At 42.8% G+C, this 20,764-nt stretch carries 18 protein-coding genes; 5 read left to right on the top strand and 13 right to left on the bottom strand.

The window, feature by feature from the left end; translation table 11 throughout:
- Complete coding sequence (locus ACT3TH_RS08150; RefSeq protein ID WP_444755345.1) at positions 1–1,434, top strand: reverse transcriptase family protein; 1,434 nt, start codon at positions 1–3, stop codon at positions 1,432–1,434.
- 63 nt (positions 1,435–1,497) lie between these two features.
- Here ACT3TH_RS08150 and ACT3TH_RS08145 read toward each other — a convergent pair whose 3' ends face one another.
- Positions 1,498–2,136, bottom strand: a complete 639-nt coding sequence (locus tag ACT3TH_RS08145) for a GDSL-type esterase/lipase family protein (protein WP_444755344.1) — start codon at positions 2,134–2,136, stop codon at positions 1,498–1,500.
- A 324-nt stretch (positions 2,137–2,460) separates the two neighbouring features.
- Here ACT3TH_RS08145 and ACT3TH_RS08140 point away from each other — a divergent pair, with 324 nt between their 5' ends.
- Both ACT3TH_RS08140 and ACT3TH_RS08135 read left to right on the top strand, forming a co-directional pair.
- Entirely contained in the window at positions 2,461–2,838 is a 378-nt protein-coding gene (locus tag ACT3TH_RS08140) for a hypothetical protein (RefSeq protein ID WP_444755343.1), read from the top strand.
- Positions 2,744–4,855, top strand: a complete 2,112-nt coding sequence (locus tag ACT3TH_RS08135; RefSeq protein ID WP_444755342.1) for a WG repeat-containing protein — start codon at positions 2,744–2,746, stop codon at positions 4,853–4,855. Before ACT3TH_RS08140 ends, ACT3TH_RS08135 begins: the two co-directional genes overlap by 95 nt.
- A gap of 62 nt (positions 4,856–4,917) precedes the next feature.
- Here the strand turns inward: ACT3TH_RS08135 and ACT3TH_RS08130 are convergent, their stop codons facing one another.
- From ACT3TH_RS08130 to yghU, 4 genes are all read right to left on the bottom strand, one after another.
- Positions 4,918–6,162, bottom strand: coding sequence for a DUF819 family protein (locus ACT3TH_RS08130; RefSeq protein ID WP_444755341.1), 1,245 nt, complete (start codon positions 6,160–6,162; stop codon positions 4,918–4,920).
- Positions 6,163–6,349: 187 nt separating this feature from the next.
- Positions 6,350–8,014 (bottom strand): DEAD/DEAH box helicase, encoded by a 1,665-nt coding sequence (locus tag ACT3TH_RS08125; RefSeq protein ID WP_444755340.1) that lies wholly within the window; start codon positions 8,012–8,014, stop codon positions 6,350–6,352.
- A 574-nt stretch (positions 8,015–8,588) separates the two neighbouring features.
- Positions 8,589–9,671, bottom strand: coding sequence for a DUF1176 domain-containing protein (locus ACT3TH_RS08120; RefSeq protein WP_444755339.1), 1,083 nt, complete (start codon positions 9,669–9,671; stop codon positions 8,589–8,591).
- Between the two features lie 421 nt (positions 9,672–10,092).
- Positions 10,093–10,965: a glutathione-dependent disulfide-bond oxidoreductase gene (gene yghU / locus ACT3TH_RS08115; RefSeq protein WP_444755338.1), complete on the bottom strand. Its 873-nt coding sequence runs from the start codon at positions 10,963–10,965 to the stop codon at positions 10,093–10,095.
- A gap of 286 nt (positions 10,966–11,251) precedes the next feature.
- Here yghU and ACT3TH_RS08110 point away from each other — a divergent pair, with 286 nt between their 5' ends.
- A complete protein-coding gene (locus ACT3TH_RS08110; RefSeq protein WP_444755337.1) occupies positions 11,252–12,628 on the top strand; it encodes a DHA2 family efflux MFS transporter permease subunit in 1,377 nt (458 codons plus the stop codon).
- A 141-nt stretch (positions 12,629–12,769) separates the two neighbouring features.
- Here ACT3TH_RS08110 and bfr (ACT3TH_RS08105) read toward each other — a convergent pair whose 3' ends face one another.
- The 3 genes from bfr (ACT3TH_RS08105) to ACT3TH_RS08095 all read right to left on the bottom strand — a co-directional run bounded on the left by bfr (ACT3TH_RS08105) (position 12,770) and on the right by ACT3TH_RS08095 (position 14,420).
- Positions 12,770–13,252: a bacterioferritin gene (bfr, locus tag ACT3TH_RS08105; protein ID WP_444755336.1), complete on the bottom strand. Its 483-nt coding sequence runs from the start codon at positions 13,250–13,252 to the stop codon at positions 12,770–12,772.
- A 68-nt stretch (positions 13,253–13,320) separates the two neighbouring features.
- On the bottom strand, positions 13,321–13,809 hold the full coding sequence (gene bfr, locus ACT3TH_RS08100; protein WP_444755335.1) for a bacterioferritin: 489 nt from the start codon (positions 13,807–13,809) through the stop codon (positions 13,321–13,323).
- Positions 13,810–14,228: 419 nt separating this feature from the next.
- The gene (locus tag ACT3TH_RS08095) at positions 14,229–14,420 is read right to left on the bottom strand and encodes a (2Fe-2S)-binding protein (RefSeq protein WP_444755334.1); all 192 of its coding nucleotides are present in this window, start codon (positions 14,418–14,420) and stop codon (positions 14,229–14,231) included.
- A gap of 372 nt (positions 14,421–14,792) precedes the next feature.
- Here ACT3TH_RS08095 and ACT3TH_RS08090 point away from each other — a divergent pair, with 372 nt between their 5' ends.
- A complete protein-coding gene (locus ACT3TH_RS08090; RefSeq protein WP_444755333.1) occupies positions 14,793–15,125 on the top strand; it encodes an ArsR/SmtB family transcription factor in 333 nt (110 codons plus the stop codon).
- Positions 15,126–15,258: 133 nt separating this feature from the next.
- On the opposite strand, the gene ACT3TH_RS08085 is transcribed toward ACT3TH_RS08090, so the two are convergent.
- From ACT3TH_RS08085 to ACT3TH_RS08065, 5 genes are all read right to left on the bottom strand, one after another.
- Positions 15,259–15,981: a sulfate/molybdate ABC transporter ATP-binding protein gene (locus ACT3TH_RS08085; protein ID WP_444755332.1), complete on the bottom strand. Its 723-nt coding sequence runs from the start codon at positions 15,979–15,981 to the stop codon at positions 15,259–15,261.
- Positions 15,982–16,115: 134 nt separating this feature from the next.
- Entirely contained in the window at positions 16,116–17,048 is a 933-nt protein-coding gene (gene cysW / locus ACT3TH_RS08080) for a sulfate ABC transporter permease subunit CysW (protein WP_444755331.1), read from the bottom strand.
- A 1-nt stretch (position 17,049) separates the two neighbouring features.
- Positions 17,050–17,931 carry a sulfate ABC transporter permease subunit CysT gene (gene cysT / locus ACT3TH_RS08075; protein ID WP_062844611.1) on the bottom strand — a complete coding sequence of 294 codons (882 nt, stop codon included), beginning with the start codon at positions 17,929–17,931 and terminating at the stop codon, positions 17,050–17,052.
- A gap of 209 nt (positions 17,932–18,140) precedes the next feature.
- The gene (locus ACT3TH_RS08070) at positions 18,141–19,169 is read right to left on the bottom strand and encodes a sulfate ABC transporter substrate-binding protein (protein WP_444755371.1); all 1,029 of its coding nucleotides are present in this window, start codon (positions 19,167–19,169) and stop codon (positions 18,141–18,143) included.
- 323 nt (positions 19,170–19,492) lie between these two features.
- Positions 19,493–20,611, bottom strand: coding sequence for a sulfate ABC transporter substrate-binding protein (locus tag ACT3TH_RS08065; protein WP_444755330.1), 1,119 nt, complete (start codon positions 20,609–20,611; stop codon positions 19,493–19,495).
- Positions 20,612–20,764 lie beyond the last annotated feature (153 nt).

Here is a 20,764-nt window from a genome sequence, read left to right as displayed (position 1 = left end):
ATGACCACACCAAGCAACCAGCAGACCGACTATATCAGCCCCGCTCCCACTATAACGCCCATCGAGCGCCAATGGCAAAAGTTGTGGAAAGATATTGAAGAGGCTGGCGGACGTTATCAATATATTCAGCAGCAAATGCTGCAACACGGGTTTATGGTTGAGCGTAAGCCCGTTGATAATATGACGCCAAAAGAGCGCGAACGCTACAAAAAAGCCCTCAAAAAAGAAGCCGCTGAAGAAAAAAACCTCAAAAAACTGGCATGGCAAGCCTACAAAGCGCAGCACATCGTCTATCTGGGTCGCCATATCTATTGGTCAGATGATACCAGCGTGGACAAATGGGACATCAAAGCCGCCAGCAATCGACTCATTGAAAACAAACTACCACTCATAAGCAAACATACTCAATTGGCAGAAGCGGTCAACCTGAGTGTGCCGCAGCTAAAAGGGCTTTGCTATCAAAGAGACGTGGCCACCAATATCCCCTACACCCATTTTACGATTAACAAACGTAATGGCACGGCTCGGCATATATGGTCACCTATTCCTCGCCTAAAATTTGTTCAGCGCTGGATTTTGGAGAACATTTTAAATAATTTAACGACGCACGGCGCAGCTCATGGTTTTGTATGTAGTAAATCCATTGTTACCAATGCAGCCGTGCACAGCAATAGCGCCCTATTGGTTAAACTTGACGTAAAAGATTTCTTCCCTAGTGTGCACTGGCGACGCGTAAAAGGGGTGTTTCGTCATGCAGGCTACCCTGAGCAAATAGCTACTTTGCTGGCTTTATTATGTACGGAATCGCCAAGGCAAGTGGTGCAAAAAAATGGCAAAACTTATTACGTCGCCCTTAGTGACAGAGCGTTACCGCAAGGCGCTCCTACCAGTCCAGCACTGACGAATATTGTGTGTTTGAACCTTGATCGACGCTTAACAGGACTGGCGGATAAAGTCGGTCTGCGCTACAGCCGCTATGCCGACGATTTAACGTTTAGCTTACCTGCCAGCGCTACTAGCATTGAAAACACCGTGCCATCTTCTGAGCAAAACCGCTTGATTGGGCAGCTATTGGGTTCCGTACAGAAGATTTTGCGTGAAGAAGGATTTACTTTAAATAATGATAAGACGCGTGTCATTCGTACTGGCAATCAGCACAATGTCACGGGCATGGTGGTCAATGGCGAAGGCGTACCAAGAGTACCGCGTCACATAAAGCGGATGCTACGTGCAGCGCTTCATAATCTAGCCTCTGGACAGCCTTTACGTAATGGCGAAACCTTAGAAACTTTATCGGGATATGCCGCTTGGATTGCCTCAGCAGAGCAGAAATTGGGTCAAAACTACTTAGCAAAAATTGACACGCTGCGCGAGCAAGCTAAGGTAGTAGAGACTCAGAGCAGCGCTGAAATATCATCTTTGCTGAATGAATAATTTTATGGGCAGGTAATATCGCGCAGATCAGCTGTTGCGCCTGCCCATATCTTTATTAAAACCTTATTGTGCCACGCCTTTATCTTGTAAATACTCATACAGGCCTTCAGCAAACTGTCGATATCCTGCGGCATTGGCATGAATTCGATCGGATTTTAGCGTGTCATCTGATAATACCGCTGACCAACCGCCAGAGTATAAAGGCACATCCTGAGCACTAGCAATATCTTCGTACAATGGATTGTCACTCGCTTTGCCGAACAAGGCACTGGTACTAAAGTATGGCTCTGCAATGAGGACAACGTCAATATTCGCAGACTTTAAAGTATCAATAGTGGCATTAATATTAGCGCGCGTCGTATCAGGTGGAATACGCTGCAACACATCATTACCGCCAACGCCAAGCAACACCAAATCAGGCGCTTGCTTTACAATATCCTCTACTCGAGCCAGTACATCTGCGGACGTATCCCCATTGACACCTGCATTGATGACGTTCCATTTCGTCAGCTGTGCAAGTACGGTAGGATAAGCGGTCTCTGAGTTTGCGCCGTAGCCATAAGTCAGAGAGTCTCCGAGCGCAACGACCGTACTACCCGATGGCAGATCCGCTTGTTGTGGCTCGCTGCTACAGCCAGTCATGCCGATAGTGGCGGCAACTCCTATACTGGCCAGCGCTAAAAATCGTCCACCAAATTGCATGTCTATTCCTCTTAAATTGCTTTTATCTACGGCTACACATATTTTACGAACAGGTAACGGTCAAATGGATTGTCATAATCAAATGCTGATTTGAAATAATCATAAAGTATTTATAAATGTGTATGTATATTTTTATTGGAATACTCAAGAAAAGTGGTCAGTGCATATTTATTAAATACTAGTGCTAGATAGGCTAACGTATTAGTAGTAGAGGAATAAAAAAGAGCATTTCGTTAAATTCTGCATAAATGAATTATAGCGCTTGCCAAGCTGGCTATTTATAAGGTAAATTCCAACTCTTAAAGTCAACTAAATTTGGTTAATATGTTAATCATCCCTGTTAGAGCAAACAAAGTAAAATTACTCGCGCTTAAAGTATGCAAACTAAGTTTATCTGTATCCATAGCATTAACTGCCCTCTCCGCCGTCTCTATCACAACGATACAAAGCGCCCATGCGAGCACATGCAGCTGCGATCAAGGCAAGCTTTATACTATCGACATCGAGGAGCTAAACGGCATTCATCCGCATCAGCTAACGCTCAAAGCCAATAACGCGTACTATCAGCTGGTGGATGACAAAGGATCTGTCATTCAAGACAAACTCTATGACATCAATGCTTACGAAGATGGTCGTATTGTCGCCAAACGCAATGGTCTTTTTGGCGCGCTTGATGCCACTGAACGTCACTTTAGATTTTAAATATGATAAAATTGAAGCGTTGGGTAATGGTTTCTATCATTTAACCCAGTATTTTGGTAGCAAAGCCGCCACAGCTATTGCCACGGCTTCTGGCAAGTGGCTGTATCCTGCCAGCGGAACATTTGATAAAAATACTCAAGTAGATTATCTGTATGCTGATAAAGTTAATAACATTAACTACTTCACCATTTCAAAGAATGGTAAGCACGGCCTTATTAATGATAAAAACCAAACTTTGATTGCGCCTATCTATGATGAGCTAGCATTACTAGATACCTGCCCAAATGAGCGCTTGTTTATGAAAGCGGTGATGGGTGGCAAAGCGGGTTTGATTGATCAACACCAAAAGATCGTTGTGCCTTTTGCCAAAAATATAGATATCGAAAGTTTTAATGAAGACAAGCAGATATTCAGGGTTAAATCTTACAAAACCAAACCTGATGATTATGTTGATAACGATACTGTCGTGTCTGAAAAGCTAATCAATGGTAAAGGGCTACTTTTTATACATTCTGATAGTGGTATCAAGCATTTAAACGACAATCTGTATGAATACGAGAAATCAGGCGAATACGGCATTGTAGATAACAACGGGGCCATCGTATTACCTGCGAATTCTGACGGCAGAATCACGCACTTGAAAGATAATTTATATATTCATAAAAAATTAGGCAAATACGGCGTCATAAATGACAATGGAGCTATCATATTGCCAGCGAGTTTTGATGATATAAGCGGTAGCTATGGCGCGACTATTTTCATGATAGAAAATCAAAAAATAGGGATTCTTAGCGAGGATGACGACAATAATCTTAAGATTGGTACATTTTACGATGACCTTGAACCCTATTACGGCATCACTTACACGTTAAGTGAAATAGAAAACCAAGCGTTGAAAACGGATGAGTATAATAATGAAGAGAATGAAGGTCGTACCGGCTACTACATTGCTGAGCTAAATGATAAGTTTGGATTAGTCGATAGCAACAACAAAGTGTTAATACCGATCATTTATGATGAACTGAGTGCTTTTGAGCGTTTTATAAAAGTGAAAAAAGACAATAAATATGGCTTAATCACCGAAAACAATGACATCATAAAACCGCCGATATATGACGATATCACGCCGCTTAACGATTCACATGGTGACAGTATCGGTATGGTTTTTACCAAAGATCGTCAGCAACAACTGACCAATAAGTTTGGTCATATCATTACAGAGTTCTCTGACTATCGATTTGTGAGTGATAAACTCTACGAATTAGACAATATGAGCGTCATTGAAAAAAACGGCAAATATGGACTGTTTAGTGTCAAAGATAAAAAAGTCATCACTCCACCCATATATGAGGATATGTTTGATAGGATTTACAACAACAGTATAATGGCGCAGTTGGATGGCAAAAAAGTATTGATAGATACATCAGGTAAGATGCTGATTGAAGATTTGTCTCAATATACCGAGATTGTTCGCTTAAATGACAGTGACAAAATAGAGGTCAAAATAAAAGACGATAAGTATGGTCTGATTGATTACGCAGGCAAGACGATCATTGCACCAATTTATGATTCTATTGAAACCTCAAAATTATCGAATGATTATGTTGACGTGTGGGATGAAAATAAAAGTAAAGACGCGATAACGCGCTACGTGGTAGAAAAAAACGGTAAGTATGGTGTTTTTGACCCTAATGGAAAGCTCATTGCACCTATAGAATATACTCATATACAGTCTATCGTTTATCCAGCCTACTTTCTCGTGACAAAAAATGAAATCAATGATGAAAATATAGACAGTGATGAAACAATCAATTTTGGCTTAATGAACCCAGCAGGAAAGCTGGTGCTTGAAATGAAATATGATGCGATAGTATCTAATTATTATAGTCCTGATGGTAAAATATATGCCATCGATACTCATAAGAATACCGTTGATATTTATGACAAGAATTTAAAATTTTTAGAAACCCAGAACCTAACAACGTTTGAAGCCAATAACGAGTGGTATAAACAATAATAAGCCAGATGGTCAATATAAACTATCATTGACCGCCTTAACTACCCATTTTAAGACAGCATTTAACCCACTACCAATCGCATCATCTGTGTACTAATATAACCGCCAAATGTACCCACCGCATAGCCTAAAATCCCCAAAAACACGCCAACAGGTGCTAATGATGGATGGAATGCCGTTGCCACAATCGGTGCCGATGAAGCGCCGCCAGTATTGGCATTAGAGCCAACCGCTAAAAAGAAAAACGGCGCGCGTATCATCCTAGCCACTGCAAAGATAATAACGACATGAATACTCATCCATAACAAACCGATTAACAACAACCGCCACTGCGAAACAATACCAGCAAGATTGATTTGCATACCGATTGCAGCGATTAATACAAAGATAAATACCGTACCGATTTTAGAAGAGCCAACATGGTCAAGCCTACGGACTTTGGTAAACGAGAATCCGACACCGATTAAGGTAATAATCACCACCATCCAAAAGAAGGAGCTGGCAAAACTGTATTGTACCGCCCAGCTATAAGGCGCAAAGAACCCTGCAATTTGATCGCCCATAAAGTGCGCGACCCCGACCATGGCAAAGCAAAGCCCAAACATTACCATCAAATCATTTAAAGTAGCAGGACGAGCATGATCACGCTCATAACTCTCAACTGCCTTAATAACTTTATCAATACTACTGGTATCTGCCTTCAAAAAACGGTCGATTTTTTCTCTATGCTTTGCCAGTACCAAAATAACCAGTAACCAAAGTGAAGCATTGGTGGTATCAACCAAAATCATCATGCCAAATAAATCATCACTGACCCCAAACAACTCTTTCATCGCTGCTTGGTTGGCCGCGCCACCAATCCAGCTACCAGCCACTGCTGAAAACCCGCGCCACAGGGTGTCATCGGTAAACATCTCAGGTGAGATCCATTTTGCCACTCCCAAGCTGATAGGGCCACTAATGATAATGGCCATACTCGCCGCGAAGAACATGGCAATGGCTTTCCAGCCCAAGCCCAATATCTTAGGAACGTCCATCGATAACGTCATCAATAACAAACTTGCTGGCAATAAATAGGTGGCCGTAAAGCTGTAAATTTGAGAGCCAACACCATCTGCAAAAACGCCAAGACTATTGAGCGTCGCCGGTATGAAACAGCAAAGAACAATACCCGGTAATACCGCATAAAATCGTCGCCAGAACTTGCCCGGCAACCCTTGGGTATAAAACACCAAGCCGATTATGGCCATAATGATGCCAAACGCTAACGGTAAACTGTCAATGGTTAAACTTGAGATGGCGGGCATCAAATGGCTCCGGAGCATATGATAAAAGTTTGTCAGTATAGAGAAGGCGAAAAAAACGCGCAAGCCACTACCTTGTACTCGCCGCTCAAGACAGTTGTTAATATAAAGCAATCAGGCACAAAAAAGCCAGATAACAAGTATCTGGCTTTTTGATGTGCTATTTATATAGCAATGTAATTATGAATAATTACGAGTTTTTACCACGGTTGCCGCCAGTTGGACGACCTTGACCACGGCTGTCAGAACGACTTGCTGGACGACCTTGGCTGCCACTTGGACGACCACGACCAGTTGCTGCACGCTCACCGCGTGGAACGCCAGTGCTATCGCCACGGCTTGGGCCGCCAGTACGCTTGCCTTGATACGGCTTGCCACCTGAACGCTCATTTGGCTTACCAGATGAGTCACGTGGCTTACCTTGATAACCGCTGTCATTGCTAGCGCGTTGACCAGTTGGTGCGCTGTCGCTTGAACGACCACGAGCATTAGCAGGATTACCTTGATAGCCACCGCTTGAACGACCACGGCCTTGACCGTTACCGCCGCCGTTAGAACGACCGCGACCACGGCCACGACCATTGCCTTTGTTTTCGCTAGGAACATAAGTCTTCTTAGGCTCCATGCCTTCGATGACACAGACTTCCATTTTGCGATCTAAATAACGATTGATGGCGTTTAGCTGTGGACGATCATCCATGCTACATAAGCTGATCGCAATACCAGTACGACCAGCACGACCACAACGACCGATACGATGGACATAATCTTCCGTTTGACGCGGTAAGTCATAGTTAATGACGTGCGAGATGGCTGGTATGTCTAAACCACGAGCGGCAACATCTGTTGCTACTAGGATTTTAACTTTACCATTACGCAAGTCTTGAACGATGCGGTTACGTTTGCTTTGTGGCAAATCGCCATGTAAGAAGCTGGCTTTATGACCCGCTTCTTGTAGCTGCTTGGCTAGTTTTTCAGTGCTACGTTTGGTAGCAGCAAAGATAATGATCTGTTCCATATCTTGCTGACAAACGATTTTGTCAAGCAAACGGTTTTTGTGATCAAAGTCATCACAGTAGTACACTTTTTCTTCGATGTGTGCAGATTCTACTTTGATTGATACACGCTCAGGGTTCTTAGTGAAGCTGGCAGCGATTTTACCTACTGGGCCATCCCAAGTCGCTGAACACATGATCGTCTGACGATCAACAGGTGCTGCACGTAGGATGTCACTGATATCATCAGCAAAACCCATGTCTAGCATACGGTCAGCTTCATCAAGCACTAAGATTTCTAGGCTTGATAAGTCAACACGACCTGCATTGATATGGTCAAGTAAACGACCAGGGGTCGCAACGATAACTTGTACGCCTTTTTTCAGAGCAGTAATCTGACCATTGTAAGGTGCGCCGCCCACTAATGGTACGCAGAACAGACCGCGCATGTCTTTAGAATAAGTACGCACACTGTCATGTACTTGCTGAGCAAGTTCGCGTGTTGGCGTCAAGATAAGGGCTTTAGTCAACTTATCAAAGCTGGTTGCACGGCTCAGACGATCAAGTACTGGGATCACGAATGCTGCTGTTTTACCACTACCAGTTTGTGCTGACAATAGTAAGTCACGACCCGCTAGAGCAAAAGGAATGGCTTGTGCTTGGATAGGTGTTGGATTGGTATAGCCACTACGATCAAGCGCAGTAAGAATTGGCTTAGCAATATCAAGCTCAGCAAAAGTAATTTGATTTTCTTCAGCAGCGTCAGTAGTAGCCGTTTGATTATTAGTATCAGTATTTGGAGTGTTAGTGCTTTCGATGATGCCGTTTTCAGCGGCGATTGTAGATAAGATATCAGTCATAGTAATCCTTGGTAAGTATAAGCTGCTGTAAATTCAGCAAACTTGATGCATACCACTGATAACCGTTCACCACGCTGCCTTTATTAAGGTATTACCAGACCACATAGAAGTGTCGATAATCAGAAACCCAGCCAATAAAGCTTAAAGTTTCTACAATAAATGCGTTTGTGCTGTCTGACGTATTTTGGTGGTAGTGCCGAGTGTCTCATCCTTGCTTGATATAAGCGCGTTATTGATGCTTTGTCCAAAGCAGATAACCGCAAACAACAACCAATCTAGTTCATATCTGTGAACCAGTAGATAAGATATGAGTCAAAAATAACTGATATTTCTATAATAGTGTTATTTAAGTACACAAAATCATCGGCAACAATTACTTATGGTCATCCTAGACCCAAAATCGCAGGCGATGTTATCAATCTCATAATTCACGAAAGCCTAAGCTAACGTGGCGACGCAGTATAACACATTAAAAAATTATTTGTACCTGTTTTTTTAAGTGCTATAAAAATGGGCTGGATATCCTGAATAACCTGCTTATTAAATCACTTCTTTAATAAGCAGGTTTGAGGTGTTATTGCGCTACTTTAACGTCAGTAACATAAGTCGGCAGTGACCATGCGCCCCCTGCTTCGATTAAGCGGCATAGTCCGGTGGTGCTTTCATGACTCTTTTGAAATGCCTTACCTGTCCATATCCACTCTTTTTTAGCCAAACAGTCACCAATACCTCGACCTTTTTGTACCGAGGTTATCTTACCCTTATCGTAATCAGTAGCACCAGTAGTGACCAATGTTGGTTTATAAGGTTTACTGTCATTAATGACCCATGCACCCATACCCATATTATAGGCGCCTGTCCAACATTCATGCTGCACTAGTAGCTGTGTGCTATTTAGACGGTTGATGCGCCAAGGCGAATTGTCAGGTAGATTTGGGCAGTCGCTATCCACATCTTTCATGGTGCTTCTCATCATTGTCGCCAGCTGAGAAGACCGCATTGCAAATTTTTTCTTATTAGCAGGTACAGCTTTTGGCGTGGGTGCGACAAAACGCAATTTTGGCGTAGCTTTAGGTGCCAATACACTGCTATTGGGTTTTGTCACGCCATTGCGAGCAATAAATGCGCTTGACGTCCCTACTCGACCTTGAACTTCATCTGCTTTTAACATGACTGCACTAGCGCCTTTATCAGATAGCTGCCAGCGAGAGTTACGTAGTACCAGCTCAATCTTGCTAGATCTAGTCAAAGCGTCTAATAGTGCAGTTGTTTGCGTCGGTGTCAGCTCAGCATTGCCTGCTGCGGCTGAAAAGGGTTTGGTCTCGCCATAACTCTTGTCGTTAATAAACACTGATATGCGATGGCGATCGCCCAGTTTCATCAGCGCCTTAGAGGAGCTTTCTTTAGCACCGCCAAGCTTCACTCTGCCATCTACACCTGCGCTCGCGCCTGCCTTTCGTACCAGCAATACTGACACAGGAAGCCCGCTGTCGTTTTCTGCCTGATAACCTGCCAATCGACAAGTAAGGGTATTATCACAGGCAACCTGCCAGTCTTGACTGACAAATTCAACGCCTGTATCTGCCATACTTGCAGCGCTAAACAAAGCTGTGCTAAGAGCAACAACAGTAGGAAATAGCATAGTATTTTTTATCATTGATAAAGGCGTCTTTTTTATTATTGTAGAATGGGATTTTGAGTGAGTCATATAGTACGACCTTAAACGCTTATGGATATCCATAAATTGATGGTTCTGGGCGATCACGGCAATATTTTTAATAACATTCGCAGCCTCTGACGCTCGCTCACAATAGTAAATCAATGTACTTACGGTTATTACTTCTTCACAATGGCTACTCACCATTAGAAAAATCATAAACACTTATCTATCAAGATGGCGCACGCTTATACTAACTTATTAATGTTGCTATCTGTTGTACTAATGTACTATTTTGTAAATTTACAAAAATATCCTTATCCTAATATAATTATATATGAATATATACAACAAAAACAAGACTGATAAGAGGTCTTCTTATCAGTCTTGTTTTCAATATAAGCGCGTATTATCAATCGCATTAGCCAATCGGCTTTAATGGCAGATCCACTGCACGTTTGACGGCAGGACGTTCAGCAATTTTCTGCGCCCAACGCTTCACATGCACATAGTCATCTACTTGCAAGAACTCTGCTGCGTCATAAAGCTTACCAAGTACCAATTGACCATACCACGCCCAAATAATCATATCAGCAATATTATAGTCGGCTTCATCGTTACCGCACATGTACGCATTTTCTTTCAAATGAATATTGAGTACATCAAGCTGGCGCTTAGCCTCCATCGTATAGCGATTGATTGGATACTCTAGCGGCTCGGGAGCATAAGCATAAAAATGCCCAAAACCACCCCCTAAAAAAGGCGCACTGCCCATCTGCCACATGACCCAAGACAGACATTCTGCCCGCTTTTTGCCTGCTGATAAAGGAATAAACTTGCCAAACTTTTCTGCCAAATACATTAATATCGCGCCTGATTCAAAGATCGCAATAGGCTCGCCAGCGTCATCATTAGCATTCGCGGTGCTACTAGAATGATCTACCAACGCTGGGATTTTTGAGTTTGGATTGATAGCGACAAACCCCGAACCGAATTGATCACCCTCAGAGATATCGATTTTGTAGGCGTCGTATTCAGCACCTTTAACACTAAGTTCTGCCAGCTCTTCTAATAGTATGTTTGCTTTAACACCATTTGGTGTATTTAACGAATACAGTTGTAATGGCGCCTCGCCTACTGGTAATACCTGCTCATGACGAGCGCCTGCAGTTGGACTATTGATGCTTGAGAATTTACCACCGTTATCCTTGTCTTGTACCCAAATCTTGGGTGGCACGTAAGTATCGTTCTGCCCATTGGCTTGATTGCTCGATGCATTATTATCCTGACTCATAACATATCCTCAATTTCTTTTTTTGGGTTCATATTTATAATGAAGGGTTACTATAACGATAACCCACACCTACATTAAAGCCCTCTCTTGTAATCAATGTGATTATATATTGTCTCAATGTTCAATAATAATGTTCAATAATGTCGCCTGTCGACGGTTACCTTGAGTCACTTTCATTATAAGAAGGGCTTTCTTATAATACTCAGCTTACACAGCGACTCGGTCAAAACAAGTTGTCAAGACACTATTTTACTTGCTCTATGCTGGAACATCTAATGAGACTGATATGGTCACGCTAACCGCAACACAAGATAAATATCTACCCTATGTACTCGCGGTAGCACTATTTATGCAAATCCTAGACGCCACCATTCTGAATACGTCATTACCGCAAATGGCCCAAGCACTCGGCGAATCTCCATTAAAAATGCAGTGGGCTGTGATCAGTTATGCGCTGACCTTGGCTATTTTTATTCCCATCAGTGGTTTTTTGGCTGATAAATATGGCACTCGCCGAGTATTTTTATCAGCGATTATCGTTTTTTGTATTGGCTCGCTATTGTGTGCCGCGTCCCCTACGTTAGATTTTTTAATTGGCTCACGGGTCATTCAAGGTATTGGCGGGGCAATGATGACGCCCGTTGCGCGTCTCATATTGGTCAAATCCTATCCGCGTAATAAGCTTTTGACGGTCATGAATTTTGCAGTGATACCTGCACTGGTAGCGCCCTTGGTGGGGCCAGTATTGGGCGGCTATATTGTGCAATATACCAGCTGGCATTGGATATTTTTGATCAACATACCGATGGGGTTGGTAGGCTTTATCATGGGTAAAAAACTGGTACCGGCTTTATTTGAGGATACCAAGCGTCTTGATTGGACCGGCTTCTTATTGTTTGCGGCAGCGGCTTGTGGGTTCACCCTAGCCGTAGAATTTGGCTCACAGACGGGTCGCGGACTGTATGGTTTACTACTGAGTCTTGGCGCAAGCATACTGATCGGTGCTTATATCTGGCATGCCAAGCAGCGATCGCAGGCTTTGTTCCCCTTAACTCTATTTGACGTTCGTACTTTTCGTACTGGCATCACGGGTAATCTCTTCACGCGCCTTGGTATCAGCGCAGTTCCTTTTTTGCTACCGCTCTTGTTACAAGTGGTGTTTGAGTACTCGCCATCGCAGGCAGGCTGGCTACTTGCACCCATTGCGGTGGGCGCCATCGGTATTAAACCATTTGTCAGTAAAATCATTCAGCGTTACAGTTACCGAAAGGTTTTGGTCTACAACACATCACTTATGGGTTTACTCATCCTTGTTTTGACACAGTTCGATGATCCAGCGAAGTGGCTTTGGTTCATTCCTATTTTGACTATAATGGGCGCTTGTAACTCTATGCAGTTTAGTGCGATGAACACGATTACTATTGGTGATTTGCAAGGCGCACAGACCAGTAGTGGTAATAGCTTGATGGCGGTCAATCAGCAGCTGGCTATTAGCTTTGGTATCGCTTTCGGTGCCGCTATATTAAATCTATTGCGTGAGCGCATGCAGCTCGATACGTTAACTGCATTTCAGACCACATTTTGGTTAATGGGCATTTTAACCATTCTATCAGGGCTGGTTTTCTTGCGCCTAAAACCTGAAGATGGACGCGGTTTGTACTAACTATGAAGACACTAACCATTAAAAGACCAATAAATTAACACTTAAATATTAGACATAAAAAAGCCAGCATGTGTTGGTATAGACCAAAACACATGCTGGCAAGTTTATAGCGTTGTTGCTATTCACATCACAACTAACTGCTTATAGCGCATCATCATCATTTATTTGCGATTGAATATATCGCTCTACACCCATGCTTTCGATCAGATCTTCTTGTGTCTCAAGCCAGTCTTGATACTCTTCATTACCGTCTTTTAGAGTGGTTAATAACTGACGAGAAACATAATCAGCTTGCGTCTCACACAAAGCGATAGCATCGGTGATAATAGAAAACTTTTGCTTCTCTAAGCGCAAATTGCAATCAATCACTTCTGGCACATCTTCGCCAACCAATACCTTACCCAATTCTTGTAAATTTGGTAGCCCGCCTAATAATAGGATACGCGCAATCAAATCGTCTGACCATTTCATTTCAGCGATAGACTGTTTGTATAACGAATCGTTTAGTGCTTCTAATCCCCAATGACGAGCGATACGCGCGTGCAAAAAGTACTGGTTGATGGCAATTAGCGACTGTCCAAGCACTTTGTTTAAAGCGCGGATGACCTCTTTATCCCCTTTCATTGTCTCTCTCCCTACTTATTTATTGTGTCAGCTGACGATATTGGCCAGCTATTAGTGCTAGTGTGATATTAAACAAGATTGGGAGTGACTTCAGCCATCTGGCTTTGTAGATAATTTGGCAGACCAATCATACCGATAAGGCGCAACTGTTGCTCAAGCCAATGAGCGTGATCCTCTTCAGTGTCTTTTAGCTGCTCAACCAACATCTCGCGTGTGACATAGTCGCGCTCTTCTTCACAAAGCGCAATGCCGTCTTTTAGATGCTGCTGCACTTGATACTCTAGATCAAGATCCAATTGCAACATCTCAGGTACAGTGATGCCAATCTTGATGGCGTTAACGGTCATTTTGGGCGTGCCGCTCAGCATCAAAATACGGCGAATGATCGCTTGGGCATGCAAGGTCTCATCATCCATCTCATGGTGGATGCGATCATACAATTTGCCATAATGCCATTCAGCATACATCTCTGAATGTATGAAATACTGGTCACGAGCAGCAAGTTCACCGCCCAATAAAAAATTCAAATAATCTATGACTTTCTGGCTACCTTTCATAACCCACACTCCCCTATATATATTTTACCCATTACCAGACATTTAAAATCAACCACATGATGCATGATAGCAATGTCAGTAATCTGATCCGCAAAGACTGAAATCAATAAAATATCTTACAATGTTAGACAGGTATAGTAGCATACAGGCACCATATAGCATGTAATGTTATGAACTAAGAATAAGATGCTAGTTGAGAATCATAATTAGCTAGCGTTTTGACAGGCAATAGCCATCAATGACCATGCTCAACAAGTATGGATAAAATGATACAGGTTTATATAAGATTTTATATAGAAGATTACCGATTGCCCTAGTTGCACAATAGACTAAAGGCAATGATAGAATATTGAACGTACTGTATTATATCAAAACGTGTTTAAATCGTTAGACACACAAAAAGATTAAGCTGTTAAAGCTCAAACAGCATAAGCTAAAACATCAAGTTTGGCATGGTGCTCATCTAAATAATCATTAACCATAGGCTCACAGCAGCCGCAGCAAGTCGCAACATCGAGCGTATCTTTTAGACCTTCAAGAGTATCAATGCCTGAAGCAATGGCGGCTTTGATTTGTTTTTCTTTTACGTCGTTACAGATACATACGTACATGGACTGGCTCCTCTAAATACCACTATTCGGTAACTACTTTTACTGTCTATGGATGTAAGGCGTTAATAATAAAACCACGAATAAATAAGTTGTTTTATCTCCTTACTATTCATAATCATGATTACTAATTCACTTATAATAACGATAATTATTATCATTTGCAATAGTATTTTACAATTGAATGCTAAGAAGAATGTCCTTGTATTACAGACAGTTAAATGGTGTAAGTCAACATAGTCGGGCATGTAACTGTATAGGATAAAAGGTAGTAAATTAACGATAAACTGTAATTTAGCTTATTTTTTAATCGATTTTGTGGATAACTGCTGTTATATTAAATCCCTATCAACCCCGCCTCATTGGAATTATTCTATGTCTGACAATAATTTTGCGATACGACCTATCGAGTTATTTAAAGTCTTATCAGATCCGACGCGCTTAAAAATATTTCAAATTCTATTCAAAAAAGAAGCACGCTGCGTGGGTGAACTGGTTGAAATACTGGATCAACCACAACCAACGATATCGCGTCATCTGAATCACTTGAAAAAACTGGGTATCTTAAGCTGTGTTCGTGATGGCACATGGATGTGGTATGAAGTCGCTGACGATCTACCAGAATGGTGCCAAAATATTTTAGACATCACCTATAAGCAGATATTGACCAAAGATATCGAAATGCCAGAAATGCCAGTACCTGCTTAGATGATGTAAACACTAAAATATAATGACTTCCGTTCCGATACCACTTAAAAAGAACTTCAAGCATTCTTGGATGCATAAAAAAGACCTATCACTAGTAGGTCTTTTTTATGCTTACTGATTGCACTACATGGTTTTACACCAAATCTAAAAAATCACTGATAAAGGCATTAGCTGGACGATGTATCAGATCCTCTGATGTACCTACTTGCTCTACTCGGCCTTGATTCATCACGACAATCTCATCAGACACCGCACGGGCTTCTTCTTGGTCATGAGTCACCATGATACTGGTGATACCCAACTCATGGTGGATGTTTTTTAACCAAGTGCGTAGCTCTTTACGTACTTTGGCATCCAAGGCTCCAAACGGCTCATCAAGCAGTAGCAATTTTGGTTTTACTGCGAGTGCCCGTGCCAACGCAATTCGCTGTCGCTGCCCACCTGACAACTGGTGCGGATAAGCATTGGCAACTTGTGGCAGTTGCACCAAGTCTAACAGCTCGGCGACGCGCTTATTGATTTCAGCCTTATTAGGTCGCTCGTTTTTTGGCAACAACGTCAGTCCAAAGGCGACATTGTCCGCGATATTTTTATGTCGAAACAACGCATAATGCTGAAACATAAAGCCGATATGACGTTTTTGGACAGGGGTGTTGGTCACATCTAGCTCATCAAACAATACTTGTCCAGAGTCAGCGTACTCTAAACCTGCAATGATACGCAGCAAAGTGGTTTTGCCGCAGCCTGACGGTCCTAGCAAAGTGGTCAGTTTGCCAGTAGGTACGGTGATATTGATATTGTCTAAGGCAGTGAAGTTACCAAATTTTTTATTAACGTTGCGAATCTCAATGCTCATAATGGTATCTCTTATTTTCTCTTTTAGCGTATCGTGGCAGTTCGTTTGAGCGATGATTGATTGACTAAAAATTAATGTATCAATCACTAAGTGATCAATTGCTTAAGCAATACTACTGACTCAAAAACTACTGTTTATGTCTTATCTTGGCTGGTAGGGACAGTCGCATTGGCACTCACAGGCAGCTCAGGCGCACTTGCTAACCGCTCAGACTTGGCGAATTTACGCTCTTGTAGCTTTGTCATGACTTGCTGGATAAGCAGGGTCACCAAAGCCAGCGCAGCCAGCAAGCTTGATAAGGCAAAAGCTGCGGTAAAGTTATAATCGTTATAAGCAATCTCAACCAATAGCGGCATAGTATTGGTTTCACCGCGGATGTGACCCGATACCACGCTTACCGCACCAAACTCGCCCATCGCCCGCGCATTGGTCAAAATCAAACCATAAAGCAGTGCCCATTTGATATTTGGCAATGTCACGTGCCAAAACGTCTGCCAACCTGTAGCACCTAAGGTCAGTGCTGCTTGCTCCTCACTATCACCTTGGGTCTGCATTAATGGAATCAGCTCACGTGCTACAAAGGGAAAAGTAACAAACAGCGTTGCCAAAACGATACCTGGCACCGCATAAATCACCTGAAAACCCATGCTTTCAAGCCAGCCGCCAAGAGTGGAGTTGAGACCGAACAGTAAGACAAACATCAAACCTGCCACAACAGGTGACACGGAGAAAGGTAGATCAAGCAACGTGGTAACCAGCTGCTTACCTTTGAACTGATAACGCGTGACCAACCAAGCAATCGCAATACCCATCACCATATTAATCGGTAGGACAATAGCGGCAGTAATCAACGTAAGCTTGATCGCTTCCAACGCTTCTGGATCGACAAGCGAGGCAATATACAGCTGCCAACCACTTTTAAAAGCCTCATAGAACACAGCCAGCAATGGTATCACCAACATAATCACCATAAACAGTACAGCGATGACGATAAAGGTGCGGCGTATCCATGGCGTATCTTTGGTGGCCGGATTGCTTTGGTAGTCGTAGCTATTGGATATTTGCATATTAGCGAGCTCCTACGCGGCGAGACAGCTTCCACTGTACGATGTTAATAGTCAATAGGATCACAAAGGAGATCAGAAGCATAAATAGTGCGACAGCGGAGGCACCTTGCACATCAAACTGCTCAAGCTTACTAATGATAATCAGTGGTAAAATCTCAGACTGCATCGGAATATTACCCGCGATAAAAATCACTGAGCCGTACTCGCCAGTGGCACGCGCAAACATCATACCTGCGCCCATTAACAGTGCTGGTAGCAGCTCAGGTAAAATAACCTTACGAAACGTAGTCAAACGATTGGCGCCCAATACCGCTGACGCTTCTTCAAATTCAACCGATAGCTCTGCTAATACAGGCTGGACAGCACGGACGATAAAAGGAAAACTGACGACCACTAAGGCAAGCCAAATTCCTATCGGCGTAAAAGCCACTTGAATATCAAACTTTGCAAACCACTGTCCAATCAAGCCATTCGGGGCATAAAGCGTGGCAAGCGAGATACCCGTCACTGCTGTTGGCAACGCAAAAGGCAGATCGACCAACGCATTGATTAGTGACTTACCCCAAAACTCATAACGTACCAGCACCCAAGCAACCAGTGTTCCAAACACCATATTGGTCAGCATGGCCAAAAACGACATCCATAAGCTCAGCTTAATAGCAGCGGTGACCTGCGGCTGAGTAATGGTTTCCCAAAACCCAGTCCAGCCCATCTGCGTTGTGGTATAGGCCATCATGGCAAACGGTAGCACCACCAATAACGATAAGCTAAAGACAGTAATACCCATGCTTAAACCAAAACCTGGCAACACATTGCGTTGACGCAAACGTGTCAGCCAACCTTTTTTAGGCGGTTTACTGGCAGAAGAAGATGTTGCACTCATAGTGATGTCCTATTGCCTATCTGATGGTACTTATCGTAAGACCATGTTATATCGATTTTATGGTTAGTACGTCTGTGTTAGAAAGCCTATGTTATAAAGGACATAGCGCAGAACGCCATGTCCTTTATGGTTGTTTATGACTTAATGCTCATATCTATTACATGACAAGACGTGGTCGAGTCAGCGCTAACATTGCCGTTAAACGGTAATTATTTTGGCGCTTTGATGGCCAATTGATCGAATAAACCGCCATCGCTGAAGTAAGTACTCATAATTTCATCCCATGACCCAAACGCATCATTTGGACGGAAGGTTTCAACTGGTGGCAACTTGTCACTGTTTTTATCAAGAACGCTTTTGACACTAGGACGTAGGTAGAGGTCAGCTGCCAACTGCTGAGCAGGTTCACTCCATAAATAATCAAGATAAGCCTTTGCGGCCTCAGTGGTGCCTTTTTTGTCCGTCACGGACTTCACAACTGCAACGGGGCTTTCTGATTTGATAGAATATTTCGGATAAACAATGTCGACTTTGCCTGCACCAAAGTCAGTGGCAGCAAGATTGGCTTCGTTTTCAAAAGTCACTAAGACGTCACCGATGCCGCGCTGCACAAAAGTAGTCGTGGCAGCACGTCCACCATTTTCATAAACCTTGACGTTTTTGAGCATGTCTTTTACATAGTTTTTAGCTTGTGCTTCGTCTTTATTAAAGGCATGTAAGCCATAACCGTAAGCACCCAAGAATGCATAGCGACCATTACCCGTCACTTTTGGGTTGGCCATGACAATCTCAACGCCTTCTTTGGTTAGGTCCTGCCAATCATTGATACCTTTTGGATTGCCTTTACGCACCAAAAAAACGATAGTACTGGTAAATGGCACTGCATTATCTGGGAATTTACTTTGCCAATCTGACTCAACCAACCCTTTTTTCTCAAGCAACTCAATGTCCGAGCCTTGGTTCATGGTAGCAACATCTGCTTGCAAGCCATTGGCTACAGAGAGCGCTTGCTTACTTGAACCACCATGCGACTGATTGATGTTGATGTTAGCATTTGGATTTTCTGCTTTATAATGTTCAATAAATAGCGGGTTGTAGTCTTTATAAAAGTCACGTGCCACATCATAAGAGACGTTTAACAGCTCGATATTTTGGTCTGTCGTCGCAGCCGTGCCATCAGCATTTGCTGTTGTGTTCGTCTGTTCACTGTTGCTACAGCCAACAAGGCCTAAGGTCATTGCAAAGCCTGCGATACCTAAGACTTTAAGTGAAACGTTAAATGTTTTGCTTCGTTGTTGATATCGCGCAGCGTATGTCATAAATTTCTCAAAGGTATCTGTTAAGTAATACCAGTATGCTAACAGTGCTATCTTATTATGTTTAATGATGAATATGCGTATGTTATTGCCAAAATGGAATATCACAATCGCAAGTTGTACGTTATCAAATAATTGGCAAAGTAAGTCAAATGGCTAACTGACCCGCTGTAAAATATATCATTAATACTTTTTTCTTATGTTATTGACAGCTGGTCAGTCAGGTACCTCATTACAGTCAGTCGTTACTTTACTCGTGCTAACTGATCAAAACGCGCACCATCTACAAAAAATGTGTCCATGATTTGATCCCAAGGTCCCAAAACGCTGACTGGCTCAAAGGTATTGATAGCAGGCAGAGTGTCTTTATGAGCGGCAAGAATTTGCTCATTGCTAGGACGCATGTACATCTGAGCCATAAGCTCTTGCGCTGGCGTGTCCCACAAGCCTTTTAGATACGCAGTTGCCGCCTCCGTTTTGCCTGCCTTATCGGTAACCGCTGTCACGACCGCCACTGGATTATTAATCAAGACAGAATAGCTTGGATAAACGATATCGACTTGTCCTTTGGCAAAGTCTTTGGTGGCGAGATGGGCTTCATTTTCAGTAGTGATGAGCACATCACCAAGCCCGCGCTGGGTAAAGCTGGTCGTCGCTGCTCGCGCCCCATTGTCATAAGTCACAACGTTTGCCAGCATATTTTTGATGAAGTTATCAGTTTTGACGTGACTTTCTGGGCTTTCGTTAAAGTGATGCAAACCGTAGCCATAAGCGCCCAAAAATGCATAGCGTGCGGTACCACTGGTCTTGGGGTTTGGCATGACTACCTTAATGTCATTACGTGCTAAATCTGACCAATCTTTGATGTTTTTTGGATTGCCATTACGTACGAGTAGCACCATGGTACTGGTGTAAGGCACGGCTTTGTTTGGCAGTGCTTCTCGCCATTTGTCAGAGACCAGGCCTTTTTCGACCAGCAGGTTCATGTCACTTTCTTGGTTAAAAGTCACTACATCTGCTTGCAGACCGTTGGCGACCGACAGTGCCTGCTTGCTTGAACCGCCGTGCGATTGATTGACCATTACTTTACTGCCTGGATTTTTCTTCTGATAGTCTTCACTAAACAAGCTGTTATAGTCTTTGTAAAAGTCACGCGACACATCATACGAGACATTTAATAAACCAATATTTTTTTGATCGCCTGCGGTGTTCGTTTTGGCTTCGTTTGAGCTACAGCCAGTCGCGAGCAGCGCCACTCCTAATAAACCACTCAGGCCAAGGGTACGCATCTGCACACCTTTATTATTGCTAGAATCATAGGTAGTAACGTTATGAGATACGGGTTCTTTGGCTGTTTTACTCATTTTTCTGCTCGCTGGTTGCATAAATGTTCTCAATAAAGTGAATAGAACCATTTTTTCAAAATACCGCTACAGGTATAAAACCGGTAACGACTTAAGTGCGGCTCTATGGATTATGAGAACCATGCTAGCAGTTTGTTTGATAAAGGCTTAATG

Source organism: Psychrobacter sp. AOP22-C1-C5 (assembly GCF_052378885.1).
GTDB lineage: Bacteria > Pseudomonadota > Gammaproteobacteria > Pseudomonadales > Moraxellaceae > Psychrobacter.
The sequence above is the reverse complement of the archived record's forward strand: the minus strand, read 5'-3'. Positions and strand labels throughout refer to the sequence as shown.